Below are 16219 nucleotides of genomic sequence, written 5' to 3' on the forward strand. Positions count from 1 at the left end.
CGCGGTAACGGTGGTGCCAACGGTCGAACGGTGTACGGATGCTGCTGCAACAACCTGTGAGGCGGGGGATACGGGGGCGCTGCTACGAGCGCGCTGCGCGGGCGTAGGCGGTGGTGGACTCGGCCGATGCCATGTAGGTCCGGAAGAACCCGTCGGGGTCGTAGACGCCGCGGATCTTCTCCAGCCGCTCGGCGTTCTCGGCACTGAGACCGAGGTCGAAACGGTCGGCCAGGTTGTTGTCCGAGAACTGCAGGCCCTTGGACAGATGCTGGACCGCAGCCAGGGAGCCGTGGACCCAGTTCTCGTGAGCCAGGTCCTCGGACGGGTCGCTCCAGCCGGCGTTCGGTGAGAGGTAGGCCTTGGCCTGGGCGGACCAGCAGGCGTCGGGACGCGGCGGGTAGTGGCCCCACAGCATCCACAGCACGAAGCTGGTCCCGCCGGGGATGCCGTCCAGGACGGGCGCGGAGGCGGTCAGGATCTCCTCGACGGGTCCCTCGGCCCATACACCGTCCACGGCCCAGCGCAGGCCCTCCGGGTTGAGGCGGTCCGCGACGTCGTACAGTTCCGCGATGGTGGTCTCCTGGCCGACCAGGGCACGTACCGCCTGGTCACGGAAGGGGGCGGCCTCCAGGGGCGCCAGAGCTTCCGGGCCGTGCTCAGGGGTGCAGAAGGCGGTGGCGGTCAGGGAGACGGTCCGGGTGTCGAGCCCGGGGGTGAAGCCGACCTTCGCGGAGAACTCCACGGTGGTGGGCAGGGTCTGAAGAATGTCGTAGGACCAGGCCAGTACCTCGTCGCGGAGGGCGAGCGGGTAGCTGTGCACCGTCCGGACGATCTTCGTCGGGCGTTCGTGCACGTCCAGGTGGAAGCGGGTGACGATGCCGAAGAACCCGGGTCCGCTGCCCCGTGCCGCCCAGAGCAGGTCGGGGTGCGTCTCGTCGGTGGCGTGCACGAGCGTGCCGTCGGCGAGGACCACGTCGATCGCGCGGATGCTCAGGCAGGCCGGTCCGAGGTGACGGGAGTTCCAGCCGTAGCCGCCGCCCAGGATGAAGCCGCCGATACCGACGGTCGGCGCGTGACCGGTGGGGAAGAACAGCCCGTGCTCGGCGAGTGCCTCCTGGATGGCCGGGCCCTTGGCGGCCGGCTGGACGGAGGCGGTGCGACTGGCTGGGTCGACGGCGATCTCCTGCAGCCGGGAGAGATCGATCAGCAGACCGCCGTTCCGCACGCCGTTGCCGACCCAGCTGTGGCCGCCGGAGCGGATGGAGACACGCAGCCCCTCCGCCCGGGCGAGGCGCACGGCCCGGACGACATCCTGCTCCCCCTCGGCGATGACGATGACGTCGGGGAACCGGTCCGGCTTACGCTCGTTCCACACGGCATCGAGACGGGCCTTCTCATAGCTCGCATCACCACGCCGGATGACAGCTCCGCGCATGGCCTGGGCAGGGTTCGGATCGAACAACCTGGACAAGTGGGGCTCCTTGGGTGGTGCAGACATCCTGACGGTACTGTCGACACAAAATGGCGGTCAAGGGTCCGTACACCCCCTCTTTCGCCAATCTGTCGACACTAAGGGATCGTTTGGGCGCGCCGCTGCAGAGCCGGCGTCGTCCACACGGCGTTCGACGAGAAGTGCAGCCGGGCCTGCGTGGACCAGCAGGCGTTCTCCCGGACGGGCTGACGGGCGTCCTCGCAGCCGGGGGCGCCTCGAGCGAGGAAAGGTGCCGTCGAAGCCGGTCACGTCCGCTCCGTATCCGGGTCGTGCGGGCCGGGCGGGAAGTCGAAGAGGTCCACCGGGTTGTCGACCACGAGCCGGCGCAGCAGGCCGGGGTCGGGGGCGATGTCGGCGAGCAGGTCGACCAGCAGGCCGTCGTCGGGGGCGGCGCCCTCGATGTTCACGTGCGGATAGTCGGTGCCCCACACCACCCGCTCGGGCGCGTGCGTCACGAAGGAAGCCGCCAGCGCGACGGCGTCCGCGTAGGGCGGGCCCTGCCGGGAGACCCGGTCCACGCCGCTCACCTTGAGCCAGATGTCGCCGGTGTCGAGCAGGGTGCGCAGGCTGTGCAGGGCGGGACTGCGGGGGCCGTCCGCCAGATCCACCCGCGCGAGGTGGTCGATGACCACACGGCCGGGGAGGGACCGGATGAGGGACTCGTACTGGGCCACTTCCTGTCCCTTGACATGGATCTCGGTGACCCAACCGAGGCCGTCCACGCGCTCCAGCACGGAGTCGATCTCCTCGCGGGTCGGCGCGGCGCGCAGGTGCGGCAGGAAGTTGAGCCGGAAGCCACGGACTCCCGCGCGGTGCAGTTCCTCGATCTCCGCCCGGGTGGTCGACCCGCCGATCAATGCGACTCCGCGAAGTCGGCCGCCCCCGGCGGTGAGCGCGTCGAGCAGCACCCGGTGGTCGGAGCCGTTGCAGGACGACTGGACGACCACGGCGCGGGACAGGCCCAGATGGGCATGGATGGCCGCGAGCTGTTCCTTGGGGGCGTCGATCGGGGTGAAGGTGCGCTCGGGCGCGTACGGGAACGTCGCGGCCGGGCCGAGGATGTGGCAGTGCGCGTCGCAACTGCCCGGCGGCAGCCCGAGAGAGGGGCTGCGCGGCGCCGGGTGCGGGGGCGGGCAACCCGGGGAGGGCACCGCTTCGTGCAGGGCCGGATCAATCACAACGGGCCGTCATTCCGCCGTCGACGACGATCTCGGTGCCGGTGACGAAGCGCGCCTCGTCGGACGCCAGGAAGAGCGCCGCGTACGCCGTGTCCCGGCCGTCACCCATGAACCCCAGGGGGATGCGAGCCTGCCGCTGGGCGAGCAGCTTCCCCACGTCGCCGCCCGCCCGCTGATGGGCCAGGCGCGCCTCGACCATCGGGGTGTGCAGCTGACCGGGGACGACGGTGTTCACCCGGATGCCGTCGGGCGCGTACTGGACGGCTGTGACCCGCGACAGCTGGATGACCGCGGCCTTGGCCGCCGCATACCCCACCTGCGCGGCACCGGTCCAGCGCAGCCCGGACGCCGAGGCGGTGTTGACGATCGCCCCTCCGCCGCCGCGCCGCATGATCGGCACGATCTGCTTGCACGCCAGGAAGGCGCTGGTGAGGTTGGTGCGCAGCTGGCTCTCCCAGTCCTCCAGGGAGAGTTCGGCCGCTCCCCCGGCGCGGGATCCGCCGACGTTGTTCACCAGGATGTCGATCCGGCCGGCCTGCCGTTCGGTCTGCTCGAAGTAGGCGGCCACGGCCTCCGGTTCGGTCACGTCCAGCAGCGAGGTGTACGCCTGGCCGCCCTCCTCCCGGATCTGCCGGGCCGTGACCTCCAGCGCTTCCTCGTCGCGGTCGGTCAGGTACACGGTGGCACCCTCGCGGGCGAAGATCACGGCTGTGGCACGGCCGTTGCCCCAGCCGGGACCGACACTGCCGGCACCGCTGATGACGGCGGTCCGTCCGGCCAGGCGGCCGGACCGCGCGGGGGGCACGTCTCGGGTCACGGTTGTCTCCCTCGGTTCGAGTGTGGCGTTCCAACTGCCGAGAGTTTCACTTAGTGTCGACAGAAAGTAAACATCAGAGGAGACAACCGCCAGTAATTCGCATGTAGCTACCGTTAGTGTCGACAGCAATGGGGCGGCGATGCTTGAATGCAGAGCAGAGACCTTTCCAGACAGCCACCCGGAGGGCCCATGGACAAGCCGGCCGTATTCACCGACGAGGAGATCGCCCGCTTCCGCGCGGAACTGGCCGCCACACGCGCGCCCGGTGCATACGAACCGGGCCGCTGGTCGGTGAGCCCGCTCAACCGCCGGCCGGAGGTACGCGGACCGATGCCCGGATCCGTACGGCTGCGCGACGCCACCCTGCGGTCGGTGGAAACCCTGCCGGGCGTCGTCGCCTCCACCGAGGCGAAGGAGGCCTATCTGCGCCGGCTCGTCGGCGCGGGTGTCCGCGAGGTCGTCACGGCCGGGCTCGCCGGGCGGGACGACAAGGCGTTGCGCACCGAGATCGAGGTCATCAAGGGCGAGAACACCGACTGCCGGGCCGTGCTGCCGCTGCTGCGCACCACGCAGGACATCGACCGCGCCGCCGACGCGGGCTACGACGCCGTACAGATCTGGGTCCAGGGCCTGGGCGAGGCGTCCCTCATCTACAACCCGGCGATCTACCAGAAGGCGTGGCGGGGCGAGGAGTGGCGCGCCCCGGACACCCCGCGCGGCCGGGCCGACGTCCTCGCCCGAGCCGTGGCCCTCATCCGGCACGCCCGTTCCCGGGGTCTGGACGCGATCGTCCCGATGCTGATGGTGTCGTACCTCACCGAGGAGGTGCTCCAGGAATCGGTCGCCGTCCTCACGGAGGCGGGCGCCACCGAGCTCACGCTCTTCGACGGCCCCGGCGCCATGAGCCCCGAGGCCTACGGACATCTCGTCGCCCGCACCAGGGAACTCGCCCCCGGCGTCCAGGTGGGCCTGCACCCGCACAACACCTTCGGGCTGGCGGTCGGCTGCGCGGTCGCCGCGGTCCGGGCCGGCGCCGACGTCGTCGAACTGTCCGTCAACGGCTACTGCGGCGGCCCCGGCAACGCCGATCTCGCCGCCACCGCCATGGCGTTCGAGACGCTGTACGGGGTGAGCACCGGGATCAGGACCGAGCGGCTGACGGAACTGGCCCGCGCCGGCGAGGCGTTGACCGGCTACCACCTGGCCTGGAACCACCCCGTGACCGGCACCAGCGCCTTCTCCTGGGGAGGCATGGACCTCATCACCCAGGAGACCGCCGTCGACCCGCTCCTGCACAACTGCCTGGAGCCCACGCTCGTCGGCAACGCCCGCAAGGTCCCCTTCACCCCCGACAGCGGCCCGTACACCCTCGCCGACAAGCTGGCCGCGCTCGGTGTCGACACCACCACCGGCCAGGTCGACGAGGTGCTGCGGCGCGCCCGCGCGGTCATGGCACGCGAGGGCCGTCTGCTCACCGATGCGGATCTGGCGTCGCTGGCGAGCGAGGTTGCGGACGAAGCCACGGCGAGCGACGGGACGGGCACCCAGCGATGACGTCCGCGCCTCCGACCGGCCGACTGCCCCTCTTCCACCCCGCCCGCCTCTCGCCCGAGCAGCAGACCCTGTACGCGGAGATCACCGGCGGCCCACGCGCCACCGGCCCCCGGCTCTTCGCTCTCACCGACGACGAGGGACACCTCCACGGCCCCTTCAACGCCATGCTGTCCAGCCCCCGGCTCGGCGGCGCGCTGCAGGCACTGGGCTCGGCGATCCGCTTCGGGACGGATCTGTCTCCCCGGGTGCGGGAGACCGCGATCCTGGTCGTCGCCACCGTGTGGGACAGCGACTTCGAACGGTATGCCCACGAATCCGTCGGCAGGGCCGTGGGTCTGACCGAGGCCGAACTGCAGGCGCTGCGCGAGGGCACCGACCCCGGTTTCACCGATCCGTTCGAACACGCCGCCTGGTCGGCCACCCGCATGCTCGCCGGACATCCGGATCGGCTGGAGGACACCTGGTACACCACGGCCCGCGCGTCCCTCGGCGAGGCCGTCCTCTTCGAACTGTCCACACTCGTCGGCTACTACGCCACCCTCGCCCTCCAGCTGCGCCTCTTCGCTGTCCCCGCACCGGACACGGCCGGCCCGGCCCCCAGGCCTTCCCGAAGATAGAGCCCGCGCCTTGGCGATCACTGTGGTGAGCTCGACGACTCACACGCCGAGAGTCGCAACGACCAGCCCGGCAGTTCCGCTCATGTCCCGGTCCCTCCAGCTCCTCGGCGGACCGTCCGATCCCCATCTCTACGCACGATCCGAACCTCTGGCGAGACGGCATACTGATCGCACTTCAATCTTGCGCGAGGGAGGGATACCTGCCATGAGAGTAGTGGTTGAGTGCGACAACCCGGTCGAAGGACTTGAGGAGTTGTCCGACTGGTTCGCTCAGGAGCCTGACTTGAGGGGTTTAGTCAGGGGGAACACCGTGCCGGGACCGGGTGAACTAGGCGCGGTGACCGATGCGTTGGTGGTCGCTGTGGGCAGCGGCGGGGTGTTGAGCGTGCTGGCCGCATCAATCAAAGCGTTCCTGGCCTTGCCGCGTCGCTCCGATGTACGGATCAAGGTCAGCGGGAGGCCGGACGGGCGCACGGTGGAAATCGATGCCAAGCGCGTGAGCGACGTCGAGGCGATACTGCGACAGGCACTTGGACAGGACGAGTGAGTAAGCGAGCAGTCGATCCCGCCCGTTCGAGGATCGTGTTGGTCGGACCTGCCTACTACGAAGATCCGAAGTTGACGAACGTGCCGGAAATCGCCAACAACATCAGTGATCTGACTCAGGTGCTCACCGACGAAAAGCTCGGTGGCTTCAACCCTTTCCACTGCGTCGCGGTTCCCTCAGCAGCCGGTGTGGCGCAGATCGGCGACGTGCTGGTACGTGCGGCTGCCGAGGCGGAGGACCTTCTGCTGTTCTATTACAGCGGACACGGGCTGCTCGGCTCGCGGCGCAGGGAGCTGTATCTGAGCCTGGCCGCGACCCGGCACGACCAGTTGGCCTTCACCGCGCTGCCGTTCGAGGCAGTGCGCGATGCGTGTCTGGACAGCACAGCCACCAGCCGGGTCGTCATCCTCGACAGTTGCTTCAGTGGGCGGGCGATCGGAGAGACGCTTACCCACTTCGATGAGGCGGTGATCGGCGAGCTGGAGGTCTCCGGGACCTACACACTGACCTCGTCCCCGGCGAATCGAACCGCGTTGGTCCTGCCCGGGGAGCGGCATACCGCGTTCACCGAGCGGCTACTGGCCATGCTGACCGCGGGCAGTCCGACGGCCGGAGCGATGATCAATCTCGGAGACATCTACCGACACCTGCATACCAGGCTGCGCGCCGAGGGCCTGCCGTTGCCGCAGCGTTGCGGCGTGAACAACGCCGATCTGCTCGGGCTGGTCCGCAACATCCATTCTCCGCATACGCCCGGCGACGCACAGGCGGCTGACACCGCGGAATCTGAACGCGTTGCCGGCGCAGACATGACCGAGCGCCTGATACACGCCGAACGCATCGCCCACACCATCGATGACGGGGTGTGGAGAACCAGGGCGCTGGCACGGGTCGCCTTGGCGGCAGCGAACACTCTCGAACCCGAGCACGTGGGACGCCTGATCGATCAGGCGGAGCAGGCCGCGAGCACGGTCAGTCGGACTACAGAGGAGGCGCTGGCCGCCGTGGTCACCGCGTTGGCCGACCTCGACCCCGACCGGGCCGAACACATCGCCAACACGGCAGCCGACATGGTCGAGACCGGCTCCGCTCTGCATGCCTTGTCCAAAGCGGTGGCCGCCAGTGATCCCGGCCGAGCCGAGCAGATCGCCAACTCCATCACCAGCAAGTACCACAGGTGGCGAGCGCTCAGCGCCGTAGCTGCGGCAGTGGCCGCCGAAGACCCCGACCGGGCCGAACGCATCGCCAACTCCGTCACGGACAAGTACACCAGGTTCGCGGCGCTCGGCAACGTAGCCGTGGCGGTGGCCGCCAGGTACCCCGAGCGGGCCGAACACATCGCCAACACCATCACCGACAAGTACACCAGGTGGCGAGCGCTCGGCGCCGTAGCTGTGGCAGTGGCCGCCGAAGACCCCGACCGGGCCGAGCGCATCGCCAACACCATCACCGACGAGAACCTCAGGTGGTCGGCGCTCAGCGCCGTGGCCGTGGCGGTGGCCGCCAGGTACCCCGAGCGGGCCGAGCACATCGCCAACGAGATGATCCTCAAGCACAACAAGTGGTCTGCGTGGTTCTTCGCGGGAAACACCCTGCCCGCAGCGCTTAAAGCGGTGGCCGTGGCGGTCGCTGCCACGGACCCCGACCGCGCCGAACGCATCGCGTACGCGACGCCCCACAGGTACACCCGAGGCGCGCTGGCCGCGGTGGCCGCAGCGGTGGCCGCCAACAACCCCGACCGGGCCAAACGCATCGCCGGCACCATCACCGACAAGTCCGCACAAGTGACGGTGCTGATCGCCGCGGCCGCAGCGGCGGCCGACCGGGATCCCGAACACGCCGGCGCCCTGATCAGCGAGGCGGAACAGACCGCGAGCTCGGTCGAACTCGACGCCAGGACGGAGGCACTGACCGGTGTTGCCACCGCAGCGGCCGCCTTCGATCCCGACCGCGCCGAACGCCTCGCCCACGCGATCTTCGACAAGTCCTCGAAGGAGAGCGTGCTGGTCGCCGTCGCCGCGGCGGTGTCCGCCGACGACCCCGACCGCGCCGAACGCATCGCCGGCACCATCACAGACGAGTATTCCCGCGTCAGGGCGCTGGCCAGTATCTCCAGGGCAGTGGCCCTTGCCGATCCCGACCGCGCCCGGCGTATCGCCCGCCGGGCCCCCGGCGCGGCCGTGGCTGAGGTCCTGCACTCGGTCGTACTCGTGGCGGCAGCCCGGCCGACGGCCCTTCAGTGAGGGTCCTGCGACTGGCCGCGATAGATGACGCCAGCGCCTTGGGGCCAACCAGGCATGGCTCCTCGTTCGGGTCGCAATGGTTGGCACCCGGCAGTCGTCGACAGCGGCTGTGCCTGGCCTTCACCGCGGCCGCGCCCGTCGACGACGCCGCGTTGGAAGGGCATCGAGCGCACCGACCGATTCGGCAGCCAGAGGATAGGGGCGGTGGAGTTGTCAGGCGGCTCTACCTGCTAGATCGGGTTGATCGAGCCATTCGTAGAGTTGGGTCGCCCAGGGGTGCTGGGTGTGACCTGCGGCGCGGCTGGGAGGCGGTCGCCCAGCGGCTTCCGCCCGGCTCGGGCCGGACGAAGTACAGAAGCCGGATCAGACGTCGGAAGCCGCGCTGCGCCGAATCGCTGCGACCACCTCACTGGACGCCCGAGGCGAGACCTGCCGTCAGGTGATTGCGGCGACCGCGGCGCCACTCCTGCTCACAGCAGGCCGAACGACTTCAGGACCCGGCGCCGACCCGGCGTCGGGTGCGCCGGGACGTACAGGTAACAGGCCCCGCCCGTACCGCTCCCGACTTTGCCGTTCGGGTCGTAGCGCTTGGTGCGGAGCCAGATGTTCTCCACAGGGGACCCAGTCCACTACGACCTGCCACAGAGCCCCCGCAGCCTGAGAGGTGGCCTGCCTCGCGAACTGCCTGGTATCGCGGCGGGCCAGCCACAGTGACCAGCCGCGGCGCCGACAGCGGTACTCGACACCCGGTGCGTCAGTCGGGATTCCTCGTGCCGCCGGCCTGCCGCGCGGCGTAGCGGCGGGCCTTGGCCCGGTTGCCACACACTCGCATCGAGCACCAGCGGCGGCTGCGGTTCTTCGAGGTATCCCAGAAGACCCAGGCACAGGCGTGCTCGGAGCAGCGCTTCAGCCGTGCCGCCTCGCCGGTGACCGACAGCTCGCTCCAGGCGATCGCGAGCACCCCGAGGGCCTTCCTGGTCGCCGAGAGGTGTGGAGCAGGGGAGAGTGCGCTGGGGGTGCCGACTCCGATGGTGACCACGACGGGCAGTTCGCGCAGCGCCTCGGTCGCCTCGTGCAGGAGCGTCGGGTCCGCGGAGTCTCCCACGTGGGCACCCAGTTCCTCACGCATGCCCGCCCGCAGACGCAGGCACAGGGTGTGGTCCTGCGCTCCGACGCGTTCGCGGCCCCGCAGGAGCCCCTGCCCCCTCAGCCATGCGTCGAGCTTGCGGGCCGTGTCCAGGTCGTCGGTCCCGCACTCGACGTCGACGGTGTTGGCGAATACCTGGACCAGCTGAGCCGATGCCGGCGCGTCGGGCATGAGCCACCTCCTGGTACGGCCTCCACCTTACAGCGACTAACCGGCTATCGGCTTGACCGGGTAGAGAAGGAGGCCGTTCCGTGCCAGACTCAACGTCCCGGTTAACCACTAAAACCGTTAGACGGTTAGGGGAAGACTGATGAGCGATCACAGCGTCGACACCACGCAAGCGCCGGTGGCGCTCGTCGACCGCTTGGCGGCGACCGCACCGAGCACCACGCACTCCCCGCCGCGCCGCGGCACGCGGAACACCGTCGTCCTCCTCGTCTTCACCGCGGTCACCAACCTCGCGGACGGCGTCACCAAGATCTCGCTGCCCCTCATGGCCACCCGAGCCTCTGGCTCACCGGCTCAGGTCTCCGCGGTGTCCCTCACACTGTCCCTGCCCTGGCTGTTGGCCGCCCTCCATGTCGGGGTCCTGGTCGACCGCGTCGACCGGCGCCGCCTGCTGTGGGCGGCCAACGCCCTGCGGCTGATCGCGCTCGGTTCCCTCATCCCGATCGCGGCAGCCGATGCCGTCACCATCCCGGTGCTCTGCGCCACCGGAACGGTTCTGGGCGTCGCCGAAGTCATCGCCCTGACCTCGGCTTCGGCCTTGATCCCGGCCCTGACCCCGCCGGAGGGAAGGGAGCGCGCCAACACCTGGATCGCCGGCGCCGAGACGGTCTGCAACGAGTTCGCCGGCCCCTTCGTCGGCGGCCTGCTGCTCGCGGCGGGAACCGGCGTTGCCCTCGGTGCCACCTGGTTGTCCTACCTGGCCGCCTCGCTCGTCGTGATTCTGCTCGTCGGCCGGTTCCGGGCGAGCCGGCAGGGGGCCGCGCAGGCCGCCCCCGAGACCGTCCATGTGCAGATCGTCGAAGGTCTGCGCTACCTGTGGCGGCACCTGCTGTTGCGCACCATGGCCCTCATCCTGACCGCCCTGTGCGCCTGCTGGGGTGCCTGGCTCGCGCTGATGCCACTGTTCGCCACCTCCGTGATGCAGCTGAACTCGCGCGAGTACGGCACTTTGCTGAGCGCCCTGGGCGTCGGCGGCCTCGTCGGTGCGCTGGCCGTCACCTGGCTCAACCGGTTCTTCGGCCACCGCTGGGTCATGTTCGCGGACCTGGCCGGCACCTTTGCGATGATGGCCGTACCCGCGCTGACGACCCGTCTGTGGGCAGTGGCCGTGTCCGCTTTCCTGGGCGGCATGGGCGGCATCCTGTGGACGGTGAACGCCCGGACCCTGTCGCAACGCCTCGTGCCTGACGCGATGCTCGGCCGGTACGGAGCTGTCAGCCGGCTGTTCAGCTGGGGAGCCATGCCGGTGGGCGCTGGTCTCATGGGCCTGTTCGCCGAATGGTTGGGCCTGCGGGTCGCTTTCGGCATCTTCGCCGTGTCGGTCGCCCTCACTGTCCCGCCCTTCCTGCGTGTCCTGACACGGCCCGCGCTGGCGGAGGCGTTCGGCGGACAGGGTGCCTGAGGTGCGACGGCGCGCCGTTGGCCATGCAGAAGAGGAGGCCGGGGAGCCGGCCTCCTCTTCTGCATGGACCCCACTGATGAGCACCCTCGGGGAAAGGGCCGTGTTCAAACCCTTCGATGGGTGTGCATCTGAACCGTTGCGGTGGTCCAGTACGCCCCCGCACCTGGACGGTCAGGAACCCCTGCCGTCACATGGTTGGACCGGCGACCGTGGCGACGTACCTGCTCACAGCAGGCCGAACGACTTCAGGACCCGGCGCTGACTCGGCGTCGGGTGCGCCGGGAAGTAGAGGTAACAGACCCCGCCCGTACCGCTCCTGACCTTGCCATTTGCGTCGTAGCGCTTGGTGCGGAGCCAGATGTTCTCCAAATGGGAGGGCGCTAAAAGGAGCCCCTGTACGCCGCTCCCCTGCTGCTCCAGTGCATGGTGGAAGCGGGCTGTCTCGGCCGCAAGAACCGGCTCGGGTTTCTACCCGTACTGACCCCCTCGGTCGCCCCGGAAGGCGACCGAGGCGTAGCGGTCGTCCTCCGGGGCGGCCGAGGATCGCAACCCCGGCGGCCGTGTCCCCGCGAACACCATCTTCGTCGATGAGATCGACGCGCTCGGCGGCCGCCGCAGCGGGGTGGGCATACAGGTGTCCAACAACCAGCGTGAGCAAACGTTGAACCAGCTGCTGTCGGAGATGGACGGCTTCGACCCGTCCGAGGGCATCGTCGTGCTCGCCGCCACCAACCGTCCCGAAGTCCTGGATCCGGCACTGCTACGGCCGGGCCGCTTCGACCGCCAAGTCGTCATTCCCCTGCCGACGCTGGCCGAGAGGGCGGCGATCCTGGCGGTGCACTGCCAGGGAAAGCACCTCGGCGAGGATGTCGACCTCTCGGTGGTGGCCCGCGGGACGCCGGGCCTTTCGGGAGCAGACCTGGCCAATCTGGCCAACGAGGCGGCGATCGGAGCCGTACGGGAGGGTCACAAGATCATCGCGGCGAGCGATTTCGATGCCGCGCGTGACCGGATCCTGCTCGGCCGCCGCGAAGCCGCACCCGACTCCGCCGCCGAGCGCGGACCCGGTCGTCTCCGAGGTGCCGGTCGCCCAGTGGCAGCGGATCGTCGAGGTCGGTGCCTGGCCCGAGGCTGCCCCGCCGGCCGCGAGGACCTGCGGCTGGTGACGCCGTCTGGCAGACGTTCATCGAGGAGGGCTGGATCTGGCAGAACATCGAGGTCCCCGACTACATGCACTTCGGCACCGGCTACCCGTCGGCCCCCTACGAAGGGCCTGGCGTGTCTTTCGCATCCGGGTTCACATGCCAGGGGCAGGGCTCCGCCCCTGTTTCGATGGCGCATCACGCGGAGTGCATGTGTGTGCTACTGCTCGTGACGCTCATTCAGGGGCTGGTTCTGATGGCATGTCAGCTACAGTGAAGGGCCGGTCAGGGGTCTTCCGTGGCAGATTGTTCGGTTCAAGAGTCCTGGTCGGGGTCGGTCTTTCCTGGACTGGCAGTTTCAGGTGGAGCTTGTATCCGCCGTCGGCTGTGGATCCGGCGGCGATGGTGCCGCCGAGGAGTTCGGCGCGTTGGCGCAGGCCGATGAGGCCGTGGTGGGCGCTGGGCAGGGGCAGCGCGGGTCGGGTGGGGGCAGCGTTGCTGACGGTGGTGTGGATGGCGCCGTCCCTGTGATGGATGCATACCTTCGCCGTGGCGCCGGGGGCGTGTTTGCGGACGTTGGTAAGGGCTTCCTGGACGGTGCGATAGACAGCGCGTTGAACGGCGGGCGGAAGGTCTTCGGACAGGTCCGTCTCCAGTTCCGCTTCGATGCCGCTGCCGCCGACCAGTCGCTGCAGGTCGGCGAGGGACGGCTGGGGGGTGAGCTCCGTGGGACGGCTGTCGGACGCACGCAGCACGCTGACCATGTGTCGCAGTTCGTTCAGGGTCTGCACGCTGAGCCGTCGGATCGTGGCCGCGGCCTCTTTGGTCTCGGTGTCAGGGCTGCCCACCTGGAGCACTCCGGCCTGCACGGCGATGAGGCTGACCTGGTGGGAGACCACGTCATGCATCTCTCGGGCAAGCTGTGCGCGTTCCTTCGCCAGGATGCTCTGGGCGGTGAGCAGCCGTTCGTGCTCGCGGGCTTCGAAGATCTCGTCGAGGCGCAGGGACAGTTCGCGCCGGGCGTGTACGAGTTGCCCCAGGAACACAGGGGCGGCCGCGGTGGCCAGGGTGTAGGTGAGGTGGACCAGGCTATGGGTCTGAGCGAGTTCGGAGGCCTGCAGGGACGACCACGGCCAGGGCAGGAAGTCGGTGATCGCGTAGGCCAGGGCGCAGCCGGCCAGCAGGGTGCGGTGGCGGCTGAGTGAGGAAAGCGTGTACAGCGCGGCCATCGTGGCGAACACCGCATTGGTGACCACGGCGGTGGGGAGTGTGAGCACGAAGGCCGTCAGTGGCAGGAGGCGACGCAGCACGAGGGCGAACGCGGCGAGCAGCGCGCAGGCCATGGCCGCGTGCTCCTCGACGTCAATGTTGACCCACGCGTCCGCCAGCGACGCCCCGACGAGGGCGGCGTCCAGTAGCGGAGCCGGTGGATGCCGGAGGTTCATCGGGTGCCCCCGTCCTGCGGTGGCGTGAGAAGGCCCGCGCGTTCCGCGATCAGAGCCGCCTGGACGCGGCTGGTGACCTGCAGTTTGCTGAAAACGGCGCTGACATGGCCTTTGACGGTGCCGGTGCTCAGGTGCATCCGTTCGCCGATGTCGGTGTTGGCGAGTCCTTCGGCCAAGAACACAAGGACGGCACGCTCACGCTCGGTCAGCCGGGAAGCAAGGTGGACGGCGGAGGGCTCGCGCGCGCCCCCGTCGAGGTAGCCGTCCACCACTGTACGAGTGACCGCGGACGACAGTACGGTCCCGCCGCCGGCCAGGGTTCGCACAAGGTAGGGAAGGTGCTCGGGGTCGGTGTCCTTGAGCAGAAACCCAGCGGCACCCGAGCGCAGTGCGGTCGCCACGTATTCGTCGGTGTCGAATGTGGTGAGCATGGCCACCACCGGTGGGTCCACTATGCGCTGGAGGTCGGCCAGAATGGTCAGCCCGTCCACGTCGGGCATCCGGATGTCCAGCAGGACGACATCAGGGTGCAGCACCCGCACCGTCCGGACAGCCTGACCGCCGGGGACCGCCGCCACGACCTCGATATCGTCCACAGTGTTGAGGATGTGCGTGAAACCCATGCGGATCAGGGCTTCGTCGTCGACCACCAGTACCCGGATCACGTGCGCTCCGCTCGTCGCATGCCCGCCGTTCCATCCATACCCCATTCGGAGCTGTCCGCCGGCGGGCCGGCTGCGTTTCGCATCAGTTGGCCGCGCGGTTCCAGCCGGTCGGCGGGGGTGACTGCAGCCGGTCGGCGGGGTGCCTTCGGAATCCCGGCAGGGTGACTCGGACCGGTACTCGGTCAACCCTGAAGATATGACGCAGATTGCACCGCCGACTGTGCCGACACAGGTGTCACACGAGCGTGAGGCGGATCCCTCCCTCGCCTCGCTCGACAGGCAGCCGACGGGCCGACTGATCGGTATCGACCTGGCCCGTGGGCTCGCGGTCTTCGGCATGTACTCCGCCCATGTCGGCCCCGACGTGACTGTGGGCGGACCGGTGGGGTTCCTGCTGGAGATGGCGCGGGGCCGCTCCTCCGCGCTCTTCGCGCTGCTCGCGGGCTTCTCGCTCGTCATCATCACCGGCCGTCCACACCCACGGACTGGGTGTTCCGGCCGTCAGGCAGTGGTCAGGATCGTGATCCGAGCCGTCGTCCTGGCCGCGCTCGGCTACGCCCTGACCTCCCTGGACACTCAAGTCGACGTGATCCTCAGCTTCTACGGGCTGCTCTTCCTGACCGTCCTTCCCTTGTACCGGTTGCGGGCAAGGACGCTCGCGCTCATCGCCGCCGCAGGTGCGTTGATCCTGCCCCAAGTCCTTTACGTGGTAAGGAAGTCGATCGAGGAAGGGAACTGGGCGGAGACCTTCGCGGCCCGGGACCCGCTGGCCCGGATCAGCGGCACGGACGGCCTTGTAGAACTGATGTTCACCGGGGAATATCCGATCCTCACCTGGACGCCGTTCCTGGTCGCGGGTATGGCCGTTGCCCGACTCGACCTCACTCGGTCGGGTATTCGATCCCGGCTGGCCCTCACCGGTGCGGTCCTCGCCCTGCTCGGCTACGGAGGCTCCTGGCTGGCCCTGCGGCTGGTCCCTCACACGCTTTCCGCGGTCGCGGCCGCCACGGCCAGCGGTTCCGCGTCGTCCGCGTGGTGGTCCGACACCATCGGCGAACCCGAGGACGGCACCCCGCTCGCCTGGCTGCTGGTGGCCGCACCACACAGCCAGACGACCTTCTCCATCCTCGGCAACACGGGCGTCGCCCTCGTAGCGGTGGTCGCGTGCCTCACCGTCGCCGACCGAATGCCGCGCCTCACACGCCTGGCCACGCCCGTCGCAACGGTAGGCATGACAGCACTGACTGCGTACGTCCTGCACATCGTCGCCCTCTGGTTCTTCACCGACGTTTGGCACGTGGCCGTGATCGAGGACACGACCATGTCTGCCTTGCCAGTGCTGCTCGGCTTCATCGCGGTCACCACACTCCTGGCGACTGTGTGGACCCGCCTGTTCCGGCGTGGCCCCCTGGAGTACCTGCTCCATGCTGCCACCCGGCCCGCACGGCACATCAAGTAGACGTCGCGCGGGCCAACTTGGCAGACGCCACTGCAACTGGGTGTGGTGTCCCGCGACCGCGAGCACCGTGCGCGCCCGGCCGGGCGGGGCGAAGACATCGAGGGCCTGTACGCGCGTTGGCACCGGGAGGGGGCAGCCCTCCATACGATCGAGTCCCGCCACATCGTCCTTTCAGCCCTCTTCACCCACGCTGCACGTCACAGGCAGATATCCGGCAACCCGGTGAAGCAGGCCGAGAAGTTGGACAACCCTGTCATCCCTGTCGATGACAGGAGCCTTCCCA

13 protein-coding genes and 4 pseudogenes are annotated in these 16219 nt (G+C 69.2%); 9 read left to right on the plus strand and 8 right to left on the minus strand.

All coding sequences use genetic code 11. The annotated features are described in order from the left end of the window. Positions 1-82: 82 nt before the first annotated feature. From AB0L71_RS02190 to AB0L71_RS02200, 3 genes are all read right to left on the minus strand, one after another. Entirely contained in the window at positions 83-1471 is a 1389-nt protein-coding gene (locus tag AB0L71_RS02190; protein ID WP_365236907.1) for an FAD-binding oxidoreductase, read from the minus strand. 266 nt (positions 1472-1737) lie between these two features. Further along, positions 1738-2670 carry an amidohydrolase family protein gene (locus AB0L71_RS02195; protein WP_365236909.1) on the minus strand — a complete coding sequence of 311 codons (933 nt, stop codon included), beginning with the start codon at positions 2668-2670 and terminating at the stop codon, positions 1738-1740. Next, a complete protein-coding gene (locus AB0L71_RS02200) occupies positions 2663-3487 on the minus strand; it encodes an SDR family NAD(P)-dependent oxidoreductase (RefSeq protein ID WP_365236911.1) in 825 nt (274 codons plus the stop codon). Before AB0L71_RS02200 ends, AB0L71_RS02195 begins: the two co-directional genes overlap by 8 nt. 189 nt (positions 3488-3676) lie before the next feature. Here AB0L71_RS02200 and AB0L71_RS02205 point away from each other — a divergent pair, with 189 nt between their 5' ends. The 4 genes from AB0L71_RS02205 to AB0L71_RS02220 all read left to right on the plus strand — a co-directional run bounded on the left by AB0L71_RS02205 (position 3677) and on the right by AB0L71_RS02220 (position 8448). Beyond that, positions 3677-5041: a hypothetical protein gene (locus AB0L71_RS02205; protein WP_365236913.1), complete on the plus strand. Its 1365-nt coding sequence runs from the start codon at positions 3677-3679 to the stop codon at positions 5039-5041. Beyond that, a complete protein-coding gene (locus AB0L71_RS02210; RefSeq protein ID WP_365236915.1) occupies positions 5038-5658 on the plus strand; it encodes a carboxymuconolactone decarboxylase family protein in 621 nt (206 codons plus the stop codon). The genes AB0L71_RS02205 and AB0L71_RS02210 overlap by 4 nt, the downstream gene beginning before the upstream one ends. A 205-nt stretch (positions 5659-5863) precedes the next feature. Then, positions 5864-6205 (plus strand): hypothetical protein, encoded by a 342-nt coding sequence (locus AB0L71_RS02215; RefSeq protein ID WP_365236917.1) that lies wholly within the window; start codon positions 5864-5866, stop codon positions 6203-6205. A gap of 35 nt (positions 6206-6240) precedes the next feature. Next, complete coding sequence (locus AB0L71_RS02220) at positions 6241-8448, plus strand: caspase family protein (RefSeq protein ID WP_365237450.1); 2208 nt, start codon at positions 6241-6243, stop codon at positions 8446-8448. A 470-nt stretch (positions 8449-8918) separates the two neighbouring features. On the opposite strand, the pseudogene AB0L71_RS02225 reads toward AB0L71_RS02220, so the two are convergent. Next, a pseudogene (locus AB0L71_RS02225) lies at positions 8919-9059 on the minus strand (peptidase C39 family protein); the annotation flags it as partial. Positions 9060-9202: 143 nt separating this feature from the next. Next, positions 9203-9766, minus strand: a complete 564-nt coding sequence (locus AB0L71_RS02230) for a CGNR zinc finger domain-containing protein (protein ID WP_365236919.1) — start codon at positions 9764-9766, stop codon at positions 9203-9205. 139 nt (positions 9767-9905) lie between these two features. Between AB0L71_RS02230 and AB0L71_RS02235 the strand changes: the two genes are divergently transcribed. Continuing rightward, complete coding sequence (locus AB0L71_RS02235) at positions 9906-11225, plus strand: MFS transporter (RefSeq protein WP_365236921.1); 1320 nt, start codon at positions 9906-9908, stop codon at positions 11223-11225. Positions 11226-11450: 225 nt separating this feature from the next. Here AB0L71_RS02235 and AB0L71_RS02240 read toward each other — a convergent pair. Further along, positions 11451-11591 (minus strand): annotated as a pseudogene (locus tag AB0L71_RS02240) (peptidase C39 family protein); the annotation flags it as partial. 18 nt (positions 11592-11609) lie between these two features. Here AB0L71_RS02240 and AB0L71_RS02245 point away from each other — a divergent pair. From AB0L71_RS02245 to AB0L71_RS02255, 3 genes and pseudogenes are all read left to right on the plus strand, one after another. Beyond that, positions 11610-11706: pseudogene (locus AB0L71_RS02245) on the plus strand (3-hydroxyacyl-CoA dehydrogenase family protein); the annotation flags it as partial. Between the two features lie 96 nt (positions 11707-11802). After that, a pseudogene (locus AB0L71_RS02250) lies at positions 11803-12210 on the plus strand (AAA family ATPase); the annotation flags it as partial. A gap of 19 nt (positions 12211-12229) precedes the next feature. After that, positions 12230-12391 carry a hypothetical protein gene (locus tag AB0L71_RS02255; RefSeq protein WP_365236922.1) on the plus strand — a complete coding sequence of 54 codons (162 nt, stop codon included), beginning with the start codon at positions 12230-12232 and terminating at the stop codon, positions 12389-12391. 212 nt (positions 12392-12603) lie between these two features. Here the strand turns inward: AB0L71_RS02255 and AB0L71_RS02260 are convergent, their stop codons facing one another. Together AB0L71_RS02260 and AB0L71_RS02265 are read right to left on the minus strand one after the other, a co-directional pair. Continuing rightward, entirely contained in the window at positions 12604-13812 is a 1209-nt protein-coding gene (locus AB0L71_RS02260) for a histidine kinase (RefSeq protein WP_365236924.1), read from the minus strand. Next, positions 13809-14477, minus strand: coding sequence for a response regulator transcription factor (locus AB0L71_RS02265; RefSeq protein WP_365236926.1), 669 nt, complete (start codon positions 14475-14477; stop codon positions 13809-13811). The genes AB0L71_RS02260 and AB0L71_RS02265 overlap by 4 nt, the downstream gene beginning before the upstream one ends. Before the next feature lie 196 nt (positions 14478-14673). On the opposite strand from AB0L71_RS02265, the gene AB0L71_RS02270 reads away from it, so the two are divergent. After that, a complete protein-coding gene (locus AB0L71_RS02270; RefSeq protein WP_365236927.1) occupies positions 14674-15936 on the plus strand; it encodes a DUF418 domain-containing protein in 1263 nt (420 codons plus the stop codon). The last annotated feature ends 283 nt before the right edge of the window (positions 15937-16219 follow it).

Source organism: Streptomyces sp. NPDC052052 (genome assembly GCF_040680455.1).
In the GTDB taxonomy this organism is placed as follows: Bacteria; Actinomycetota; Actinomycetes; order Streptomycetales; family Streptomycetaceae; genus Streptomyces.